This is a genomic window from Streptococcus sp. SN-1 (assembly GCF_041154385.1).
GTDB lineage: Bacteria > Bacillota > Bacilli > Lactobacillales > Streptococcaceae > Streptococcus > Streptococcus mitis_CT.
The window spans coordinates 1,227,944-1,245,529 of the sequence record NZ_AP028929.1; the positions used below are offsets into that span (position 1 = coordinate 1,227,944).

21 protein-coding genes and 1 tRNA gene are annotated in these 17,586 nt (G+C 37.1%); 9 read left to right on the forward strand and 13 right to left on the reverse strand.

The window, feature by feature from the left end; translation table 11 throughout:
- Positions 1-154: 154 nt before the first annotated feature.
- The 3 genes from ffh to ACAM22_RS05415 form a co-directional block, all read right to left on the reverse strand.
- Positions 155-1,726 carry a signal recognition particle protein gene (gene ffh, locus ACAM22_RS05405; protein ID WP_000863612.1) on the reverse strand — a complete coding sequence of 524 codons (1,572 nt, stop codon included), beginning with the start codon at positions 1,724-1,726 and terminating at the stop codon, positions 155-157.
- Between the two features lie 11 nt (positions 1,727-1,737).
- A complete protein-coding gene (locus ACAM22_RS05410) occupies positions 1,738-2,070 on the reverse strand; it encodes a putative DNA-binding protein (RefSeq protein ID WP_000402066.1) in 333 nt (110 codons plus the stop codon).
- Positions 2,071-2,160: 90 nt separating this feature from the next.
- A complete protein-coding gene (locus tag ACAM22_RS05415; RefSeq protein WP_369606481.1) occupies positions 2,161-2,538 on the reverse strand; it encodes a DUF1934 domain-containing protein in 378 nt (125 codons plus the stop codon).
- A gap of 71 nt (positions 2,539-2,609) precedes the next feature.
- Here ACAM22_RS05415 and ACAM22_RS05420 point away from each other — a divergent pair, with 71 nt between their 5' ends.
- Positions 2,610-3,914, forward strand: coding sequence for an HD domain-containing protein (locus tag ACAM22_RS05420; protein WP_369606482.1), 1,305 nt, complete (start codon positions 2,610-2,612; stop codon positions 3,912-3,914).
- 12 nt (positions 3,915-3,926) lie between these two features.
- Complete coding sequence (yidA, locus tag ACAM22_RS05425; protein ID WP_369606483.1) at positions 3,927-4,733, forward strand: sugar-phosphatase; 807 nt, start codon at positions 3,927-3,929, stop codon at positions 4,731-4,733.
- 236 nt (positions 4,734-4,969) lie between these two features.
- Here the strand turns inward: yidA and ACAM22_RS05430 are convergent, their stop codons facing one another.
- From ACAM22_RS05430 to ACAM22_RS05465, 8 genes are all read right to left on the reverse strand, one after another.
- Positions 4,970-6,184 carry an MFS transporter gene (locus ACAM22_RS05430; protein ID WP_369606484.1) on the reverse strand — a complete coding sequence of 405 codons (1,215 nt, stop codon included), beginning with the start codon at positions 6,182-6,184 and terminating at the stop codon, positions 4,970-4,972.
- Positions 6,185-6,336: 152 nt separating this feature from the next.
- Positions 6,337-7,203 carry a helix-turn-helix domain-containing protein gene (locus ACAM22_RS05435; protein WP_369606485.1) on the reverse strand — a complete coding sequence of 289 codons (867 nt, stop codon included), beginning with the start codon at positions 7,201-7,203 and terminating at the stop codon, positions 6,337-6,339.
- A 664-nt stretch (positions 7,204-7,867) separates the two neighbouring features.
- A tRNA-Arg gene (locus ACAM22_RS05440) sits at positions 7,868-7,939 on the reverse strand.
- A gap of 42 nt (positions 7,940-7,981) precedes the next feature.
- Positions 7,982-8,329 carry a 50S ribosomal protein L19 gene (gene rplS, locus ACAM22_RS05445; RefSeq protein WP_001068669.1) on the reverse strand — a complete coding sequence of 116 codons (348 nt, stop codon included), beginning with the start codon at positions 8,327-8,329 and terminating at the stop codon, positions 7,982-7,984.
- 118 nt (positions 8,330-8,447) lie between these two features.
- Positions 8,448-8,777 carry a fluoride efflux transporter CrcB gene (crcB, locus tag ACAM22_RS05450; RefSeq protein WP_369606486.1) on the reverse strand — a complete coding sequence of 110 codons (330 nt, stop codon included), beginning with the start codon at positions 8,775-8,777 and terminating at the stop codon, positions 8,448-8,450.
- The gene (crcB, locus tag ACAM22_RS05455) at positions 8,771-9,145 is read right to left on the reverse strand and encodes a fluoride efflux transporter CrcB (protein WP_369606487.1); all 375 of its coding nucleotides are present in this window, start codon (positions 9,143-9,145) and stop codon (positions 8,771-8,773) included. Before crcB (ACAM22_RS05455) ends, crcB (ACAM22_RS05450) begins: the two co-directional genes overlap by 7 nt.
- Positions 9,142-9,408, reverse strand: a complete 267-nt coding sequence (locus ACAM22_RS05460; protein WP_101782013.1) for a chorismate mutase — start codon at positions 9,406-9,408, stop codon at positions 9,142-9,144. The genes crcB (ACAM22_RS05455) and ACAM22_RS05460 overlap by 4 nt, the downstream gene beginning before the upstream one ends.
- Positions 9,409-9,523: 115 nt before the next feature.
- Complete coding sequence (locus tag ACAM22_RS05465; protein ID WP_001162128.1) at positions 9,524-9,967, reverse strand: flavodoxin; 444 nt, start codon at positions 9,965-9,967, stop codon at positions 9,524-9,526.
- A gap of 103 nt (positions 9,968-10,070) precedes the next feature.
- On the opposite strand from ACAM22_RS05465, the gene ACAM22_RS05470 reads away from it, so the two are divergent.
- Entirely contained in the window at positions 10,071-11,006 is a 936-nt protein-coding gene (locus tag ACAM22_RS05470; protein ID WP_369606488.1) for a bifunctional oligoribonuclease/PAP phosphatase NrnA, read from the forward strand.
- A gap of 95 nt (positions 11,007-11,101) precedes the next feature.
- Complete coding sequence (locus ACAM22_RS05475; RefSeq protein ID WP_000710764.1) at positions 11,102-11,344, forward strand: type B 50S ribosomal protein L31; 243 nt, start codon at positions 11,102-11,104, stop codon at positions 11,342-11,344.
- A gap of 104 nt (positions 11,345-11,448) precedes the next feature.
- On the opposite strand, the gene ACAM22_RS05480 is transcribed toward ACAM22_RS05475, so the two are convergent.
- The gene (locus tag ACAM22_RS05480) at positions 11,449-12,606 is read right to left on the reverse strand and encodes a site-specific integrase (protein ID WP_261050019.1); all 1,158 of its coding nucleotides are present in this window, start codon (positions 12,604-12,606) and stop codon (positions 11,449-11,451) included.
- 64 nt (positions 12,607-12,670) lie between these two features.
- Complete coding sequence (locus tag ACAM22_RS05485; RefSeq protein WP_261050021.1) at positions 12,671-13,237, reverse strand: helix-turn-helix transcriptional regulator; 567 nt, start codon at positions 13,235-13,237, stop codon at positions 12,671-12,673.
- Positions 13,238-13,389: 152 nt separating this feature from the next.
- Between ACAM22_RS05485 and ACAM22_RS05490 the strand changes: the two genes are divergently transcribed.
- The 5 genes from ACAM22_RS05490 to mobV all read left to right on the forward strand — a co-directional run bounded on the left by ACAM22_RS05490 (position 13,390) and on the right by mobV (position 17,549).
- Positions 13,390-13,668 (forward strand): DNA-binding protein, encoded by a 279-nt coding sequence (locus ACAM22_RS05490; protein ID WP_261050022.1) that lies wholly within the window; start codon positions 13,390-13,392, stop codon positions 13,666-13,668.
- 5 nt (positions 13,669-13,673) lie between these two features.
- Positions 13,674-14,003: a replication initiator protein A gene (locus ACAM22_RS05495; protein WP_261050024.1), complete on the forward strand. Its 330-nt coding sequence runs from the start codon at positions 13,674-13,676 to the stop codon at positions 14,001-14,003.
- 2 nt (positions 14,004-14,005) lie between these two features.
- On the forward strand, positions 14,006-14,665 hold the full coding sequence (locus ACAM22_RS05500; protein ID WP_261050026.1) for a hypothetical protein: 660 nt from the start codon (positions 14,006-14,008) through the stop codon (positions 14,663-14,665).
- 286 nt (positions 14,666-14,951) lie between these two features.
- Positions 14,952-15,797 (forward strand): replication initiation factor domain-containing protein, encoded by an 846-nt coding sequence (locus ACAM22_RS05505; RefSeq protein ID WP_261050028.1) that lies wholly within the window; start codon positions 14,952-14,954, stop codon positions 15,795-15,797.
- Positions 15,798-16,079: 282 nt separating this feature from the next.
- A complete protein-coding gene (mobV, locus tag ACAM22_RS05510) occupies positions 16,080-17,549 on the forward strand; it encodes a MobV family relaxase (protein WP_261050035.1) in 1,470 nt (489 codons plus the stop codon).
- Positions 17,550-17,586: the final 37 nt, after the last annotated feature.

A 17,586-nucleotide genomic window follows, 5' to 3' on the forward strand; every position in this document is an offset into this window, starting at 1 on the left:
TGCTTTGAGCAACCTACAGCTAGCTTCCTAGTTTACTCTTTGATTTTCATTGAGTATAAGAGTCTAAACACATCAAAAAACAAGCATTTCCAACTATGGAAGTGCTCATTTTTCTTCTTTCCAAAAAAGGAAAGCCCCGCGGCCTTCCTTTGTCTTACTTACGTTTCTTCTTCGCTTTTTTCATTTTATTCGCCATGCGTTTCATGGACTGTTTCATGGCAAATTCACCGATTTTACCTTTTAGTCCGCCACCAAACATCTGGCTCATATCTGGCATTCCTGCTCCTCCGAGAGCTGACAGGTCAGGCATGCCACCTTGTCCCATCATTCCTTCAAGGGCAGACATATCCATTCCTCCCATATTTGGCATATTTTTTGGAAGGTTGTTTGGATTGATTCCCATCTGCTTCATCATCTTGTTCATATCTCCAGACATGACACCCTGCATGAGCTGTTTAGCCTGGTTAAAGTCCTTGATAAATTTATTGACTTCGACAAAGGTATTTCCAGAACCAGCAGCGATACGACGGCGACGGCTCGGATTTAACAAATCTGGATTTTCACGTTCTTCAGGTGTCATTGAAGACACAATAGCACGTTTGCGAGCAATCTGGCGCTCATCTACCTTCATGTTTTGAAGGGCTGGATTGTTGGCCATACCTGGAATCATCTTGAGCAAGTCTTCCATTGGCCCCATGTTCTGCACCTGATCCAACTGATCGATGAAATCATTAAAATCAAAAGTGTTTTCACGCATCTTCTCAGCCATTTCAAGGGCTTTTTGCTCATCGTATTCTTGAGAAGCTTTCTCAATCAAAGTGAGCATATCCCCCATGCCAAGGATACGACTAGACATACGGTCTGGGTGGAAGGTTTCGATATCTGTAATCTTTTCACCTGTACCAGTGAACTTGATTGGTTTTCCAGTAATGTGACGAACCGATAGAGCCGCACCACCACGAGTATCCCCATCAATCTTAGTAAGGATCACCCCAGTCACTTCCAACTGAGCATTAAACTCACGCGCCACATTGGCTGCTTCTTGACCAATCATGGCATCAACGACGAGCAGAATTTCGTTTGGTTGAGCCAGTGCTTTCACGTCACGAAGCTCATTCATCAGAAGCTCATCAATCTGCAAACGACCTGCCGTATCAATCAAGACATAGTCATTATGATTAGCTTGGGCTTGTTCCAAACCTTGACGTACAATCTCAACAGCTGGAACCTCTGTCCCAAGTGCGAAGACAGGAACATCAATCTGTTGTCCCAAGGTCTTAAGCTGATCAATGGCAGCAGGACGATAAATATCCGCCGCAATCATCAAAGGACGGGCATTTTCTTCTTTCTTGAGTTTGTTGGCCAATTTACCAGCAAAAGTTGTTTTACCAGCCCCCTGCAAACCAACCATCATGATGATTGTAGGAATCTTAGGTGACTTGATAATCTCAGCCGTATCAGAACCTAAAACAGCTGTCAGTTCCTCATCAACGATTTTAATAATCTGTTGCGCAGGATTAAGGGTATCAATAACCTCATGTCCGACTGCACGCTCACGAACTTTCTTGATAAAGTCCTTTACAACAGGCAAGGCAACATCGGCCTCGAGCAAGGCCAAGCGAATTTCTTTGGTTGCCTCTTGGACATCAGCCTCTGAGATTTTTCCTTTTTTACGTAGATTTTTAAAGACGTTCTGCAAACGTTCTGTTAAACTTTCAAATGCCATGTTTCTTCCTCTTATTCTCTATTATCAATGCTTGTTAAAATTTCTATCTGCTCCTGCAGAAAGTCATCCTTGGGATAGCGCTCCAAAATCTGGTCAAAAATTTGACTACGGACAATGTAATCCGAGTACATGTGCAATTTCATCTCATAATCTTCCAAAATCTTTTCTGTCCGCTTGATATTATCATAGACAGCCTGACGACTGACACCAAATTCCTCGGCAATTTCAGCAAGACTGTAATCATCAGCGTAGTAAAGCTCTATATAATTCATTTGCTTATCTGTCAAAAGCGCCGCATAAAATTCAAAGAGCGCATTCATACGATTGGTTTTTTCGATTTCCATAACTTTTATTATACCAAAAAATAGCCTAATCTACCACACTAGGGAGCCAATCCAAGAAGATAGCTAGCTAAATTTGAAAAAGACATGAGCCTAGCCCCAAGTAATTTCCAATTGATAGCTGGCAAAGGGATGTCCCTCTTGATTTTGTAGTTGATAATCTAGTTCAATCTTTTGCCTATCAACTTGATAATGGCTCGTTTGGATGATAAACTCCTGCATACCCATAGGTGTGGGAATATAGGCTAAACTATCACTATCCTTTAGAAAGCGCATAATGGTCTTGGGATTGGAAAATCGACTCATCACCAGTTCTTGATCATGAAATTTAATAACTACTTTTTCCTTTTCCTCATTATAAAAAAGCAGGTAGCTATAATCTCCTTTTTCATGCACTTCCACGTCATAAAGCTGGTCAATCACTTCCAACTGCTCATCAAACTGAATCCTATTTCGCATCCGAATCTTCACATCAGGTCCTCTTTCTTGTCTCTTGTCCTACTATTTTACCAAAAAGAGCAGGATTTTGCTATAATGGTCATATGAACGAAAAAGTATTCCGTGACCCAGTTCACAACTACATCCATGTCAATAATCAAATCATCTATGACTTGATCAATACAAAAGAATTTCAACGTTTGCGCCGTATCAAGCAACTGGGAACTTCCAGTTATACCTTCCACGGTGGAGAACACAGTCGCTTCTCTCACTGTCTAGGAGTCTATGAAATTGCACGACGTATCACGGAGATTTTTGAAGAAAAATATCCTGAGGAATGGAATCCTGCCGAGTCCCTCTTGACCATGACAGCTGCTCTCCTACATGACCTTGGGCATGGTGCCTACTCCCATACTTTTGAACATCTCTTTGATACAGATCATGAGGCCATTACTCAGGAAATCATCCAAAGTCCTGAGACAGAGATTCACCAAGTTCTGCTACAAGTGGCGCCAGATTTTCCAGAAAAGGTGGCCAGTGTCATCGACCATACCTATCCTAACAAGCAGGTCGTGCAACTCATTTCTAGTCAAATTGATGCAGACCGCATGGACTATCTCTTGCGTGACTCCTATTTTACAGGAGCATCCTATGGGGAATTTGACCTGACTCGCATACTCCGAGTCATTCGTCCTGTCGAAAATGGTATCGCCTTTCAGCGCAATGGCATGCACGCCATCGAAGACTATGTCCTCAGTCGCTACCAGATGTACATGCAGGTTTATTTCCACCCCGCAACACGCGCCATGGAAGTTCTCCTACAGAATCTCCTCAAGCGCGCCAAGGAACTCTATCCTGAGGACAAAGACTTCTTTGCACGAACTTCCCCACACCTCCTACCTTTCTTTGAAAAAAATGTGACCTTATCTGACTATCTGGCTCTAGATGATGGTGTGATGAATACCTACTTCCAGCTCTGGATGACCAGTCCTGATAAGATTCTTGCAGACCTGTCGCAACGCTTTGTCAACCGCAAGGTCTTTAAATCCATTACCTTTTCACAAGAGGAACAAGACCAACTCGCCAGCATGAGAAAATTAGTTGAGGATATCGGCTTTGATCCAGACTATTACACTGCCATTCATAAGAACTTCGACCTCCCTTATGATATCTATCGTCCCGAATCTGAAAATCCACGGACACAGATTGAGATTTTACAAAAGAATGGAGAACTGGCCGAACTCTCTAGCCTGTCTCCTATCGTCCAATCCCTTGCTGGTAGTCGTCACGGAGATAATCGTTTCTATTTCCCGAAAGAAATGTTAGACCAAAATAGTATCTTTGCTAGCATTACCCAGCAATTTTTACACTTGATTGAGAACGATCATTTTACCCCAAATAAAAACTAGAAGAGGAAATTTATGAGTATTAAACTAATTGCCGTTGATATCGACGGAACCCTAGTCAATAGTAAAAAGGAGATTACTCCTGAGGTCTTTTCTGCCATCCAAGATGCCAAAGAAGCTGGTGTCAAAGTCGTGATTGCAACTGGCCGCCCTATCGCTGGTGTTGCCAAACTGCTGGATGACTTGCAGTTGAGAGACGAGGGGGACTATGTCGTAACATTCAACGGTGCCCTTGTCCAAGAAACTGCTACTGGCCATGAGATTATCAGCGAATCCTTGACCTATGAGGATTATCTGGATATGGAATTTCTCAGTCGTAAACTCGGTGTCCACATGCACGCCATTACCAAGGACGGTATCTACACTGCCAATCGCAATATCGGAAAATACACCGTTCACGAATCAACCCTCGTCAGCATGCCCATCTTCTACCGTACACCTGAAGAAATGGCTGGCAAGGAAATTGTCAAATGTATGTTCATCGATGAGCCTGAGATTCTCGATGCTGCGATTAAAAAAATTCCAGCAGAATTTTACGAACGCTACTCCATCAACAAATCTGCTCCATTCTACCTCGAACTCCTTAAAAAGAATGTAGACAAAGGTTCAGCCATCACTCACTTGGCTGAAAAACTAGGATTGATCAAAGATGAAACCATGGCAATCGGAGACGAAGAAAATGACCGCGCCATGCTGGAAGTCGTTGGCAACCCTGTTGTCATGGAAAATGGAAATCCAGAAATCAAAAAAATCGCCAAATACATCACTAAATCTAACGATGAATCTGGCGTTGCCCATGCCATCCGTACATGGGTACTGTAAAATAATTTGAATATAGAAAAAGCACCCCAGAAGTTAGAGATAATGTACTGACCCCAAAAGTTAGACAGAAAAAATCTTACTTTTGGGGTGCAGTTTAAAATTCAGTATTTTTGTTCTCTAGTTCTATCCCCTCAATAATTATTAAATCTGAAAAAGGTAGTACATTATATAAAACCTTTTTCAATTTTTTATTTTACTACGAATTAATATTATTTTTTCTAATGATAATTAATCCACTAATCTTCCTTTATAAATATTGCAGTTCTTTTCTTAGTTAGCTTTTTTTCATAACTCTTTATAAGAATAACCAATAAACTGCTTAGTAATCCCAAAATAACTAGACTTAATCTCGGGTTTAAAAGCCAATTAAAATAAGCAGCCAGTATCCCTCCAAAAGGAGCAAAAATGGTAGCTATTACAAAAGAACTAGAAAGTATTTTACCAATATTATACTCAGTACTTTCTTGTTGCTGTATTGTTGTAATTGAGACAGAAGCTATTGTAATTAGTCCACTCAAAATTGAGTAACAAATTCCAAAAAAAATCCAATTTTCTACTATTCCGCTTGCCATAATGACAAGTGGGATAGTTGCCATTGATATATTCATTAAGATAAAGGTATCCTTCTTATTCAAAAAAGTAGAAAGAAGGGTTACTGCTATCAAACTACCAAATCCAGCAATGGAGTAAACAATCCCAACAAGACTATTTGATAATTTTAATTGATCCTGTAAATAATAAATAATCGTTGCATTGAAGCCTAGCATAGCGATATTCACAACAATAGTAAAGAGTAAAGTAATCCTCAACTTAATATTTGTAAAGTTCTCTTTAAAACCTACAAAAATTTCTTTTATATCATCATTACCATTCTCCTTATGTTCTTGATCTGGAATATATGAAATTAGTATTGAAAGAAATAACAATAAGAAAGAAGCACTATTTATAAAAAAAATACTATTAATATTAAACTTTAACATTAATACCCCTGCTAGAGCTGGAGAAATTAATTTTGAAATAGTTCGTACACCTTGAAATTGAGAATTATATTTTTGTAATTCTTCCTTCTCAAATAAAGCAGGAGTAATGACTGAGAATCCTGTTTGAAAAAGTGTCGAAAATAAAGGTATCAAAAATGCAATAACATAGTAAAAAAATATAGAAACTGAATATTTAGATAATATCGGTATTACACTACATAATAATGCAGGTATTAATGTAGACCATAATAGTATTTTTTTCTTATTGAAATTATCTAATAAGTAACCCATAACGAATCCCAACAAGAATTGAGGTAACAATTCAATAATCACCATTCCTCCCATTGCAAAAGACGAATGAAACTCTTGGTAAATTAAGATTGGAAAAGCAATTTTCTGAAATCTATCTCCAACATTTGATATAAACTCACCAAAAGTAATGGTATAAAACGTTTTCTTATTGATATTCACAGCGTTTTTTCCTTTTATTTTTTGCCTTTAGTTTAGCACTTCGATGTTATTATGTCAATTATTTTGATAATATTTTTTTATTTATTTTCATTAAATACATATTTGTATTATTTTGGATTAAAAAAACGATGCTTAATTGAGCATCGTCTTTACTATTCTGTCATATCTGCAATATAATGCTCGATTTTAAGAGCCATTGACATATTGCCCTCAAGCTTATATAGGAAATAAGCCGTTTCAAAGTACTCTTTTACTGCAACTTTAGAAGAAAAATTCTTACTGACATTTCCCATCAATACATACAAATCAGCCAAAAGATATGTTGTTCTATACGTCTTACATTGCTTTATCGTATCTGTGATTTTAGTAATAGCCTCTTCAGTATTATTCTGCAACCATAGATAGCGACAAACATTATAATTAAATTTAATAGAAAGGTTTAATTCTTCGATTGTGTTTAACTTGAGTTGATTTACTTGATACTCTAACTTTTCTCTAATTTCATTAAAACTCTCTAAATCTTCAATATCATAATAAAAATTGAATAGAGTATTTGTAACTTGAAGGTAGGTCAAGTCGGTTACACTTAACTGAGACAGTACCTTCTCCAATCTTGCCACAGCCTCCTCTTTTTGCCCATAGAAATAAAAATCTATAAGAGATTTTATCCACTCCATATAAAATTTATTTACTAGAGAGAAGCGATGTACCTTTACACTCTCTAATTCATATATATATTTCAAAGACTCATAATTTCGATTTGTGATAAATGTCTGGGCTAACTTCTTAAACTCTGATAGTTCATCAATCTCTTCTACAATCTGCTCATTAAAAAAATAATCTATACTAACTTTTAACTTCTTAGACAGAGCATATAAAAAGTCTGCTCCTGGAGTAAATTCTCCATTTTCTAATCGACTAATCTGTCCCTGTTTACATATCCCCTCAGCCAATTCTCGCTGAGACATTTTTAATTCTTTTCGTCTATTTTTTAATCTTGTTGCTAATAATGTGCCCACGTTTGCATTTTCCTTTTCTATTCGATTTCAATTGTAACATGATTAAATTTTAAATACAAATTAATAAACCAAAAGATACAAATTATATATAAGCAATGACTAGATAGGTTATTTTTGAAAACCTAGCCCTTCTTCTTTTGAGATTTTCTTACTCAAACGATTGATAAACGTATTCACTTTAAATGGATTAGATATTAGACTATCATGTTTAAATTTTGTTATTGATATTTTTAACAGACCAGAAATAATCTTTTACAACATATCAAATTCAGGGAAACAATATCGATTTTCCCCATTTTTTAGGCTCTCTATTTCATAATAATCAATTCATTTTGTCACATACCTTAGCCCGAAAAATCCACACCAAATCTTTTTGAAAGCTGTTTAAAGCTTTGTACTTACTTTCTGAGTTCATAGATCTGGGACTTAACCTCATTTGTCCCAATTCCATAATAAAAATAAGGACATTCTAATAAAGGAAGTCCTTATTTTTTAACTAATAGATGTCAAAGTTACTATGCAGATCCACTTTATTCTGTAATCATTGATCAAAATTTGGTCAAAGATTCCAAAAATACTAACCTATTTTAAAAAACTAAATTGTGATGATTGCCCATAAACAAACACTTTGAATATTCTTCATGCTTCTTTACATTTCTAAAAATGCCCCCTGCAGGAATCGAACCTGCAACTACTCCTTAGGAGGGAGTTGTTATATCCATTGAACTAAGGGAGCTAGATAAAAACTCTGCTGAAGAAGCAGAGTTTTTTAGTCGAATTAACGACGGATTTCTTTGATACGAGCTGCTTTACCTTGAAGAGCACGCAAGTAGTACAATTTCGCACGACGTACTTTACCGTAACGAACAACTTCGATTTTTTCAACACGTGGAGTGTGGATTGGGAAGATACGCTCAACACCTACACCGTTAGAGATTTTACGAACTGTGTAGTTTTCTGAGATGCCAGCACCTTTACGTGCGATAACAACACCTTCAAAAATCTGGATACGTTCACGGTTACCTTCGACAACTTTCGCGTGTACACGAACAGTGTCACCAGGACGGAATGATGGGATATCTGTACGAAGTTGACCTTCAGTCAAGCTTTGGATTAATGGATTCATTTTATTCTCCTATCTTTGTCAATCTTGAGGAATCTTCCTCAGCGGATAAACTGTATTTTTGTGCGTCCATTACACACAAGATACAGTTTACCAAATTTCCACAAAAAAGTAAAGAAATTTATAGCAGAATTCCTAAAAAAATCGCAACTAAACCACCTAGGTAGGTTAAGGCTAGGTAAGAATAAAAGACTTTCCTATCGCTCAGCAACCTTTGGAGTTCGTCATTCAAGGTAGAGAAGGTTGTCAAACCTCCACAAAATCCTGTTGCTAAAATAGCATAGACTTCCTTAGATTCCACATGATTGTAAAATAATCCAATTAAAAAACAACCCAAAAGATTGGCTATGAGTGTTCCAAGTGGCAATTTAGAAGCTTGATTATAGCGGGAAAAGAAATACCGTACCAGGGCTCCAAGACCACAAGCGATTGCAAGATAGACCATTACCATTTTTTCCTCCCTAGAAAATAAGCCAAAAGTAGGCCTCCACCAATGCTCAAAAGCAAATACATGACCAAACTCAGATAACGCCCTGTATCAAGCAGTTTCACAGCATCAAGCATGAGACTAGAAAAGGTTGTTAAACCTCCACAAAAGCCCGTCCCCAGTGCTAAAATAACGCCTTTACTGGTTTCCTTATAGACTAAATAGCCCTTAACAAGATACACCAAGCAGAAAATGCCTAGATAGTTAACAAGAAGGGTTCCCCAAGGAAAGTCAGGACTGGATGGTAACCAAGTGGAAACTAGGTAGCGGACAAGTCCGCCCAACATAGCAACTAGAAAAATCCCTAGCGGATAAAATTGTTCTTTTTTCATTTGATGTTTTGATCCTGATAATCACGCGAACGTTTGAGTATGTCAGAAAAAGTCGCTACAATAGTCTCCTGATAGCGCTTATCTCCTACACGACTTCTAACCTTTTCAAAGATAATTGATTCTCTCTTGGTATCTAAAATCGGTTTACCTGATGCTTTCTTATAAGCAACTACCCCCTCAACCAAATGCATTCGTTCTTCTAGAAGTTTAACAATTTGGTCGTCGATTTGATCAATTTCTTGGCGAATAATATCTAAATCCATACAGTCTCCTCCTTTATTTGAATTATTGTATCAAAAAGCCACCAAATAGGCTAGTAAAATCCCAACTCACGATAAGAAAAATGCACTGATTGATTACATCAGCACACTTTTATGCTTATCCTACTTTAGCAGCCAATTCTTCTGCGAATTGTTCCAAGCGTTCAATGTCTTCTTCCTCAGCAGAAAGATCAACTTTAACACACTCTGAACCTTTTTCTGCTCCTGTTGACACAAAGACACGGTCAAAGTCATCGACAGCCTTACAGAATTCATCGTAGAAGGTATCACCCGAACCGACAACTCCGTAAATTTTACCATTCAAGTTGAGATCTGCTAGGTCTTCGTAGAAGTCCATCATCTCATCTGGCAATTCACCATCACCATAAGTATAGGTCGCAACGATAGCGATGTCTGCTTCCAAGAAGTCTGAAGCGTCAACAGTTGTACATTCATCAACATCGACATCCAAGCCCAAGTCACGTAATTTGTCTGCTACAATATCTGCAATTTCTTCGGTATTACCGGTCATACTGGCAAATACAATTTTTGCTAATGCCATATCGTCCTCCTCAATTTATCTTTCTCCATTATATCACATCTTTTTCATTTTAAAAATAAAAATTCTTGTGCTACAATGAAATGAGAAAGAATTGAGGTTATTTATGGACATTTGCCATCAAATTTTAGAAAAAATCAAAGAATACGACACGATTATCATTCACCGTCATATGAAACCAGACCCTGATGCCTTGGGAAGTCAGGTGGGCTTGAAAGCCTTGCTGGAATATCATTTCCCTGAAAAAACCATCAAAGCCGTTGGTTATGATGAGCCAACTCTAACTTGGATGGCTGAGATGGATCTTGTTGAAGACAGTGCTTACCAAGGTGCCCTTGTCATCGTCTGTGATACAGCTAATACTGCTCGTATCGATGATAAGCGCTATAGTCAAGGTGATTTTCTCATTAAAATTGACCACCATCCAAATGATGATGTATATGGTGACCTATCTTGGGTAGATACTAGTTCAAGTAGCGCTAGCGAGATGATTACCCTATTTGCCCAAACAGCTCAACTGGCCTTGTCAGATCGTGCTGCTGAGTTGCTCTTTGCAGGTATTGTTGGTGATACAGGTCGTTTCCTCTACCCTTCTACCACTGTACGGACTCTTCGCCTGGCTGCCTATCTGAGAGAACATAACTTTGACTTTGCGGCTCTCACTCGCAAAATGGACACTATGAGTTACAAAATTGCTAAACTTCAAGGCTACATCTACGACCATCTGGAAGTGGATGAAAATGGTGCTGCTCGCGTTATCCTGAGTCAGGAAATCTTAAAACGATTCAATGTTACCGATGCTGAAACTGCAGCCATTGTCGGTGCACCTGGACGTATTGACAGCGTCAGTCTCTGGGGAATTTTTGTAGAACAGGCTGATGGCCACTACCGTGTTCGCTTACGCAGTAAAATTCATCCTATCAATGAAATCGCCAAGGAACATGATGGTGGAGGCCACCCTCTAGCAAGTGGTGCTAATTCCTATAGCCTAGAGGAAAACGAAATCATCTACCAAAAGTTAAAAAACTTGCTTAAAAACTGATAAAATACTTGCCAAACTTTTCAGAATCTGATAGACTAGTATGGTAACAATCTATGGCTCGCAAAGAGACCATGGCAGAAAGGAAATATTGCAAAATGAAAAAAGATATCCATCCAGAATATCGCCCAGTTGTCTTCATGGACACAACTACTGGTTACCAATTCCTTAGCGGTTCAACAAAACGCTCTAACGAAACAGTTGAGTTCGAAGGCGAAACTTACCCATTGATCCGTGTGGAAATTTCATCAGACTCACACCCATTCTACACTGGACGTCAAAAGTTCACTCAAGCAGATGGACGCGTGGATCGTTTCAACAAAAAATACGGTCTCAAATAATCAACCGCATTTATTGCTTAAAAACGTTGATACAAAGCCTTTTCCAAGAAATTGGAATTGGCTTTTTTTGTTTTTAGTACCATTTTTGGTACCGTCTTGGAAAACTAACCTTTTGCACTATCCAGATAATCTACAAATTTTGTGATAGCTTTCTTCTCTCCTGCTACTGTAGAATGGCTATAAGTATCCAGAGTCATCTGACTACTTGCATGCCCTAACCTTTTAGCCGCATTGACAGGGTCAACCCCTACTTCAATCATCAAGGTTGCATGAGTATGTCTGAAGCCATGAGGAGTTATCTTCTTCAAGCCATGTTTCCTGATAATCCGCTTTAGAACACTATTTATATAGTCCTGATATAGAGGCTCTATCTTTCCATCTCGGCCAACAAACGTAAACATATAATCACTATCAATCAATGGGGTAACTGACAGTTGCCCCTTTTCTTTTCTGCTCTTTTGTTTCCACTCTTTCAAAATCGAGACTGTCTCAGTATCTAAAGGAATTTGCCGTATTGAAAACTTGTTTTTGGTGCTTTTCTCAACGGCTTTCCCCTTGATTCTACCTAAGTTTTTGTTGATAGAAAGTAATTGATTATCAAAATCAATATCGGACCACCTCAAAGAATACAGCTCCCCTTTCCTTAAGCCACTATAAGCTAACAAACGAAATAAGGCATAGTTTTTATAAGGCTCTTCTGCTTTAATAATGTCTAAAAACTCATGCAACTCCTCAACGCTAAAGAAGTTATCTGACTTCTTCCGCTCTCTTTTTGGGAGTATCACTTGTTTCATTGGGTTGTCTGTAATCAATTTCATTTTCAAAGCAAAATCAAACACTTGACTAGTGTAAGATTTGACCTGTTTGATATTCCTAAAAGTCTGACCTTTTTCGGTAATAAAGTCCTGACATTGCCAAGGAGTAATTTTGGAAATTTTCACCTTTCCAAGAACTGGCAAGATATGAATTCTAAACAAATCATCTGTACGGACGCTTGTCGTCCTCTCTACTGTGTTTTGATAAGTTTTGAACCATTCCTCAAAAACTTCATCAAAACGTCTCTCAGAAACTCTCAGAAGTTCTGAGAGGTCTCCTAACGCTTTTTTGTGGTAAATCATAGCTTCATACTGTCTAGCTTCTCTACGGCTCTTAAAACTGCCTTTAAAGAAGTCTTTACGTTTGCCATCAATCACCCTATAGATTCTGACCTTATAAAGATACCCTGATTTAGACTTTTTAGCCTTATATTTAATAATAGACATTCTAATTTCTCCTTTATTTTTTAAGGTTTCGGGGCTTATAAAATAAAGAAATCATGATTGTCAGTTATTTCTTACTCTGTTTCTCTTCCTGCAATCTCTTATATTCGTCAGAATTTATCCATGCCTCCCATACATAATGATAAGGAGAGTCTTCTGCTCCTGATTTGTTAATCAGGAAAGGAATAAGACCTTGTTTCTCATCAGCTATAAATTCCTTAACAGCTTTCACCAAAACAGGGTGCAAGTCCTTTTTACTTGCTAAAAAATCAATGTAGTCAGACAATGCCTCTGACTGATTGAGTTCTTTAAGTATAATGGCAAGTTCATCACCAAATGGAGTCCATTTAGTAATTTTATGCTCTATACTCGTACCTTTTGTCAACACTTTATAGAAATCTTTGATCATTTCTTTTGGTGCACCTGGATCTTTTAATACAGGATTATCATCAAGCCCCAGCAAGTAAGGTATAGACACTCCAAAATATTCTGATAGAATTTGCGCATTTTTAGCATTTGGACTTCTACTCCCTTGGTTGTAATTTCCAAGAGTAGAGTATCCTATACCAGTTGCCTCACTTATTTCTTTAAGAGATAATTTACTGTTTTTAACAAGTGTTTGAAAGTTTGTCAAATAATCATCCTCCTTTTAAGCATATTATAACACAAATTACACAAAAGAGAAAAAACTCTTGACACAGAACACAAAAGAGATTATAATTTAACTCAAGATACACATTTGTGTATCTGATTCGGGGTTTATAAAATTAAGAAAGGGGTCAGAATATGACAGAAAACTTTACTATCCACCTCCCAAAAGCAACAGAAAAGAAGTTGCTTGCCCGTTACGATACTATGCTTCAGAAAGCTATCGAAAAAGCTTTTGAAGATCAGGAACTTTATAAACCTATGCTACGAATGTCAGGTTTATGCCGTTGGCTTGATGTATCAACTACTACCGTTGTCAAATGGCAACGTGAAGGTATGCCCCACATGGTAATTGACGGAGTGACCCTGTACGATAAACACAAAGTCGCTCAATGGTTACAACAATATGAGAGGTGAGATATATGATTGATTATGAAAAAGATTATTACTTAATACCTAAAGTCTTATATACTGACCCTCACTATATTTTTCTTTCAGATAAGGCAAGATTGACTTATGCCATTTTATGTGATGAGCAACGAAAAGCAGCTGAAAGAGGACAATTTGATGAAAATGGAGATGTCTATATAGAATTCTCTAACAAAGGCCTATTACGGATATTACAGTGTAGCAAGCCTACATTTATTTATTATCGTAACGCTTTAGAATTATGTGGGTTAATTGAATGTGAACAACGTATATCTGAAACAAGAGGAAGTTTACCGACAAGAATTTATATCAAGGAGATTTAAACATGCTAAAGCTATATTTTGATAATAATGCCGTAAGACGTCATAACATAGAGCAATGGCTACTAAAGCATAACATTCTATTTCAGAGCTATACTATTGATGAACTGACTCAAGCTGATCTTCTTCGTTTTTTTACAAAAACAGAAGACTGTTTCAGCTTTCTCAAACGGACAAGTTGGCACTATAAGCTAGATAATAAGACTACTATGAAAAGCTTTGTAGATACGATTTTGATGGACAAGAAGAAATACTTAGATTTACCTTTGCTGGAAACAGATAGTCATATTTTAAGTAATATTTGGGTTGATGACTTAAGTCAGTTTTTGACACGACAGCAGAAAGAATATGAAAGGAAAGCACTTCTTAGAAAAGCTAATGAAATTTCTCTAGGTCGTACATTTTGGAACAATGTTTCCTTTTATCGCTCTAAAGCCAACATAAGATATCTAACACTGTATCAGAATATCTTTAAGTTGACGCATACTGTAGAAACAACAACTATGGACTTCAACAGATTCTGTAACAAATTAAAAAAATATCGCAGCTTATCACTTCTCCCTCCTCAAAATTGTATTGAAGCTATGGCCGATATTTTTGAAGTCGATATCAATGAGTTTTTTGAAGAAAAAGATACAGATATTTTTACTGTCCAGATGAGTTAAGGTACTTATGAAAACGACTATGAAAATATTTTGAAAACGAAAATTTGAGACTAACTTTTTGAGCTTCGTCAAAATTTATAACGCGTGCGCTTCTAACAGCACGCTATGTTCCCATTTCGTGGGATTTTACTACACCCATTTTTTGGCAAGTTTGACCGTAGCAAAATGAAAATGGTCCGACGAAGTCGGCTTGGGGTTGCTCCCCCAAGAATGTCATTTTACGGAGGTCTTTACGCAGACAAAAAAGAGGCGCCGATAGGCGACCTCTAAAAGAAAGGAGGTTTATTTGGATTTAAAAGTTAGTTTAGATAATATTACTATAACTGCTGAAATACGCCACAGTAGTTTCAATAATTTTAAAAAATTAGTTAGCAACCATATTGCAATCATCACTCAAAAAGCTATGACAGATATGTTTCAAGCCTATACCAAGTCTGGGGGGCAAGTTATCCTCCATTTAGAGTATGATAAACTAAAAGGACAAGCTCGAAATGCTCGCCCTTTCCGAATGGAGTTTAATCCTAACAAACTCCGAACAGTTGATACTGAAATTCTTAATACGATTATACCATATCTCGAAGATATTTCAATCACTCGAGCTGACTTAGCTTTTGATTTTTTTAATCTTGATTGTAGTGAATTCATTTTAGAAAAGAAGGGACGACCTACTGCAACAAAAGAATGGAGAGATAAAAATGGTAAGCTTGAAACAAAATATCTAGGAGCTTCAAGGTCAGAAAAACAAATTCGACTATACGATAAAAAAGTTGAACAACTGACGAACGGAAGTGAAGATGAACGACAAAACGCACAACAATATGAACATTGGTGGAGATTAGAATTTCAGTTACGAAGTCGCTCCGTTGAAAATATTTTTGAGGTTATTGACACTATTATATTCAAACCGTTTTATTTTGAAACTCTAGGAATTGAAACACAACTTTATCTATTAGCTTTAACACGTGATAAAGGAATCTGGAATAAAGTTAGCAAAAACACTAGAAGTAAATACAAGAAAATTTTGGAAACTCATCAAACTTCCGATACTGATTATTTGCAATTGATGAAAAATCTGTTACATAAAGAACGACCCAAACTAGAAAAACAACTTGCTTTTTATGGGGGTCGTTAGGCATTCTTCGGAATGCCTTTCGCTCTTCGGAGCGAAACAAAAAGAGAAGTTTGTGGCTCGAACTTCTCTTTTCATCGGACTGTTTCGACAGTCCGATTGCTCTCTTTCGAGAGAGCAAAACCGTCGGAGACCGCACACTTTTCCGGAGGTAAAGTATAGTGCGTTATACTTTACTTGGAAGTAGTGCCGTTCTCAGTAAAGAACACTGCATAGAGGCTTGCTTATGTGTGGCAATTTTTAGCCACACGCTCGGCGACCCTTTGAGCCGAGAAAGGACGAATTATGAGTTACGTTGTAGCCAGAATGACGAAGTACAAATCAGGTAATTTAGGTGGAGCTTACAAACACAATGAACGTATTTTTGAAAAGCACTCAAACAAAGACATCGACACGAGCAGGTCACACCTCAACTATGAGTTGACGGATCGTGACCGCTCTGTGTCGTACGAAAAGCAAATCAAAAACTATATAGACGAGAACAAAATTTCTAAACGAGCTATTCGAAAAGATGCGGTTCTCTGCGATGAATGGATTATAACATCTGATAAAGATTTTTTTGCTAAACTTACTCCCGAGGAGACAAGAAGATTTTTTGAAACTTCTAAAAATTATTTCGCTGAAAACTATGGTTTAGAAAATATTGCCTATGCTAGTGTTCACCTAGACGAAAACACACCACACATGCATATGGGAATTGTACCAATGAAGCAAGGAAAGTTATCATCCAAATCAATTTTTAATCGTGAAGAGTTGAAAAAAATCCAAGATGAACTCCCCAAGTATTTATCTCAACATGGTTTTCATCTTCAACGAGGAGAACTTGATAGTACAAAAAAACATTTATCAACACAGGAATACAAGGACAAGCAAGAGGTTCTTCAAAAAATCGAAAAACAAATTGACGAAAAATTCGATAAAACAATAGAATTTAACACCCAACTAAACCAAATGAATAAAGATTTGAAAAATAAAGTTGAAGATATAAAAATAGTTGACGAGGAAATAAAAAACAAACTCGAAGAACTTAAATTCATAAACGAAGAAAAAAATGAAATGCTATCAAACCTAGATCATGAGCTAAGTGAAAAACAAGATACACTATCACATCTTGAAAAAGAAATTAATATCAAAAAAGAAGATCTAGATATCGTAGACAGCATCATAGGTAGTAAAAGTGAAACAATTGATAGTATGAACCAAGATATAAAGACAAAACAAGGTACTATCAACGAACTTACCAAGCAACTTCGAGAGTACCTTCAAAAATATCAAAACTTCGACGGACTGAACATCAGTCAGCTTGAAAGTGGAACGATAGGTAAAAAAACTCTCGATGGCAAAATTAAACTCTCCCCTGAAACACTTAATAATCTAATAAAATCTGTAATCCAACACTTCTACGAGAACCGCCAACTGTCACAAACTGTCCAGCAACAAAATAAGGAATTAAATCTACTGAGAAATGTAGCAAGTAATAAAAATGAGATATTAGACGAACTTCGAGAAACTAAAAATCAAAAACGAATTTTAGAAATTGAAAACAATAGCTTGAAAAATAAAATTTCACAACTTCGTGACCGTCTAAATATAGCCAGCAGAAAGCTTGGGGTATGGAGAAATCAGGCTAAAAACTACATGAAACAAAAGGAATTCCAAAACCTTACAAAACAACTTAATGCTTTCAAACCTATTAAACTTGTTGGTGCTGTCAAAGTCATCAAAAAAATCTACGAACAAACTCTAGAACGCTGAACAACCTCTTTATGCCGAGAAAACTTTTGACAGCAAG

What these genes read in the sequence shown, in the direction of transcription:
- ffh (WP_000863612.1), bottom strand. Translation starts at nt 1,726, where the DNA reads ATGGCATTTGAAAGTTTAACAGAACGTTTGCAGAACGTCTTTAAAAAT.
- ACAM22_RS05410 (WP_000402066.1), bottom strand. Translation starts at nt 2,070, where the DNA reads ATGGAAATCGAAAAAACCAATCGTATGAATGCGCTCTTTGAATTTTAT.
- ACAM22_RS05420 (WP_369606482.1), top strand. Translation starts at nt 2,610, where the DNA reads ATGAACGAAAAAGTATTCCGTGACCCAGTTCACAACTACATCCATGTC.
- yidA (WP_369606483.1), top strand. Translation starts at nt 3,927, where the DNA reads ATGAGTATTAAACTAATTGCCGTTGATATCGACGGAACCCTAGTCAAT.
- rplS (WP_001068669.1), bottom strand. Translation starts at nt 8,329, where the DNA reads ATGAATCCATTAATCCAAAGCTTGACTGAAGGTCAACTTCGTACAGAT.
- crcB (WP_369606486.1), bottom strand. Translation starts at nt 8,777, where the DNA reads ATGGTAATGGTCTATCTTGCAATCGCTTGTGGTCTTGGAGCCCTGGTA.
- crcB (WP_369606487.1), bottom strand. Translation starts at nt 9,145, where the DNA reads ATGAAAAAAGAACAATTTTATCCGCTAGGGATTTTTCTAGTTGCTATG.
- ACAM22_RS05460 (WP_101782013.1), bottom strand. Translation starts at nt 9,408, where the DNA reads ATGGATTTAGATATTATTCGCCAAGAAATTGATCAAATCGACGACCAA.
- ACAM22_RS05465 (WP_001162128.1), bottom strand. Translation starts at nt 9,967, where the DNA reads ATGGCATTAGCAAAAATTGTATTTGCCAGTATGACCGGTAATACCGAA.
- ACAM22_RS05470 (WP_369606488.1), top strand. Translation starts at nt 10,071, where the DNA reads ATGGACATTTGCCATCAAATTTTAGAAAAAATCAAAGAATACGACACG.
- ACAM22_RS05475 (WP_000710764.1), top strand. Translation starts at nt 11,102, where the DNA reads ATGAAAAAAGATATCCATCCAGAATATCGCCCAGTTGTCTTCATGGAC.
- ACAM22_RS05480 (WP_261050019.1), bottom strand. Translation starts at nt 12,606, where the DNA reads ATGTCTATTATTAAATATAAGGCTAAAAAGTCTAAATCAGGGTATCTT.
- ACAM22_RS05490 (WP_261050022.1), top strand. Translation starts at nt 13,390, where the DNA reads ATGACAGAAAACTTTACTATCCACCTCCCAAAAGCAACAGAAAAGAAG.
- ACAM22_RS05495 (WP_261050024.1), top strand. Translation starts at nt 13,674, where the DNA reads ATGATTGATTATGAAAAAGATTATTACTTAATACCTAAAGTCTTATAT.
- ACAM22_RS05500 (WP_261050026.1), top strand. Translation starts at nt 14,006, where the DNA reads ATGCTAAAGCTATATTTTGATAATAATGCCGTAAGACGTCATAACATA.
- mobV (WP_261050035.1), top strand. Translation starts at nt 16,080, where the DNA reads ATGAGTTACGTTGTAGCCAGAATGACGAAGTACAAATCAGGTAATTTA.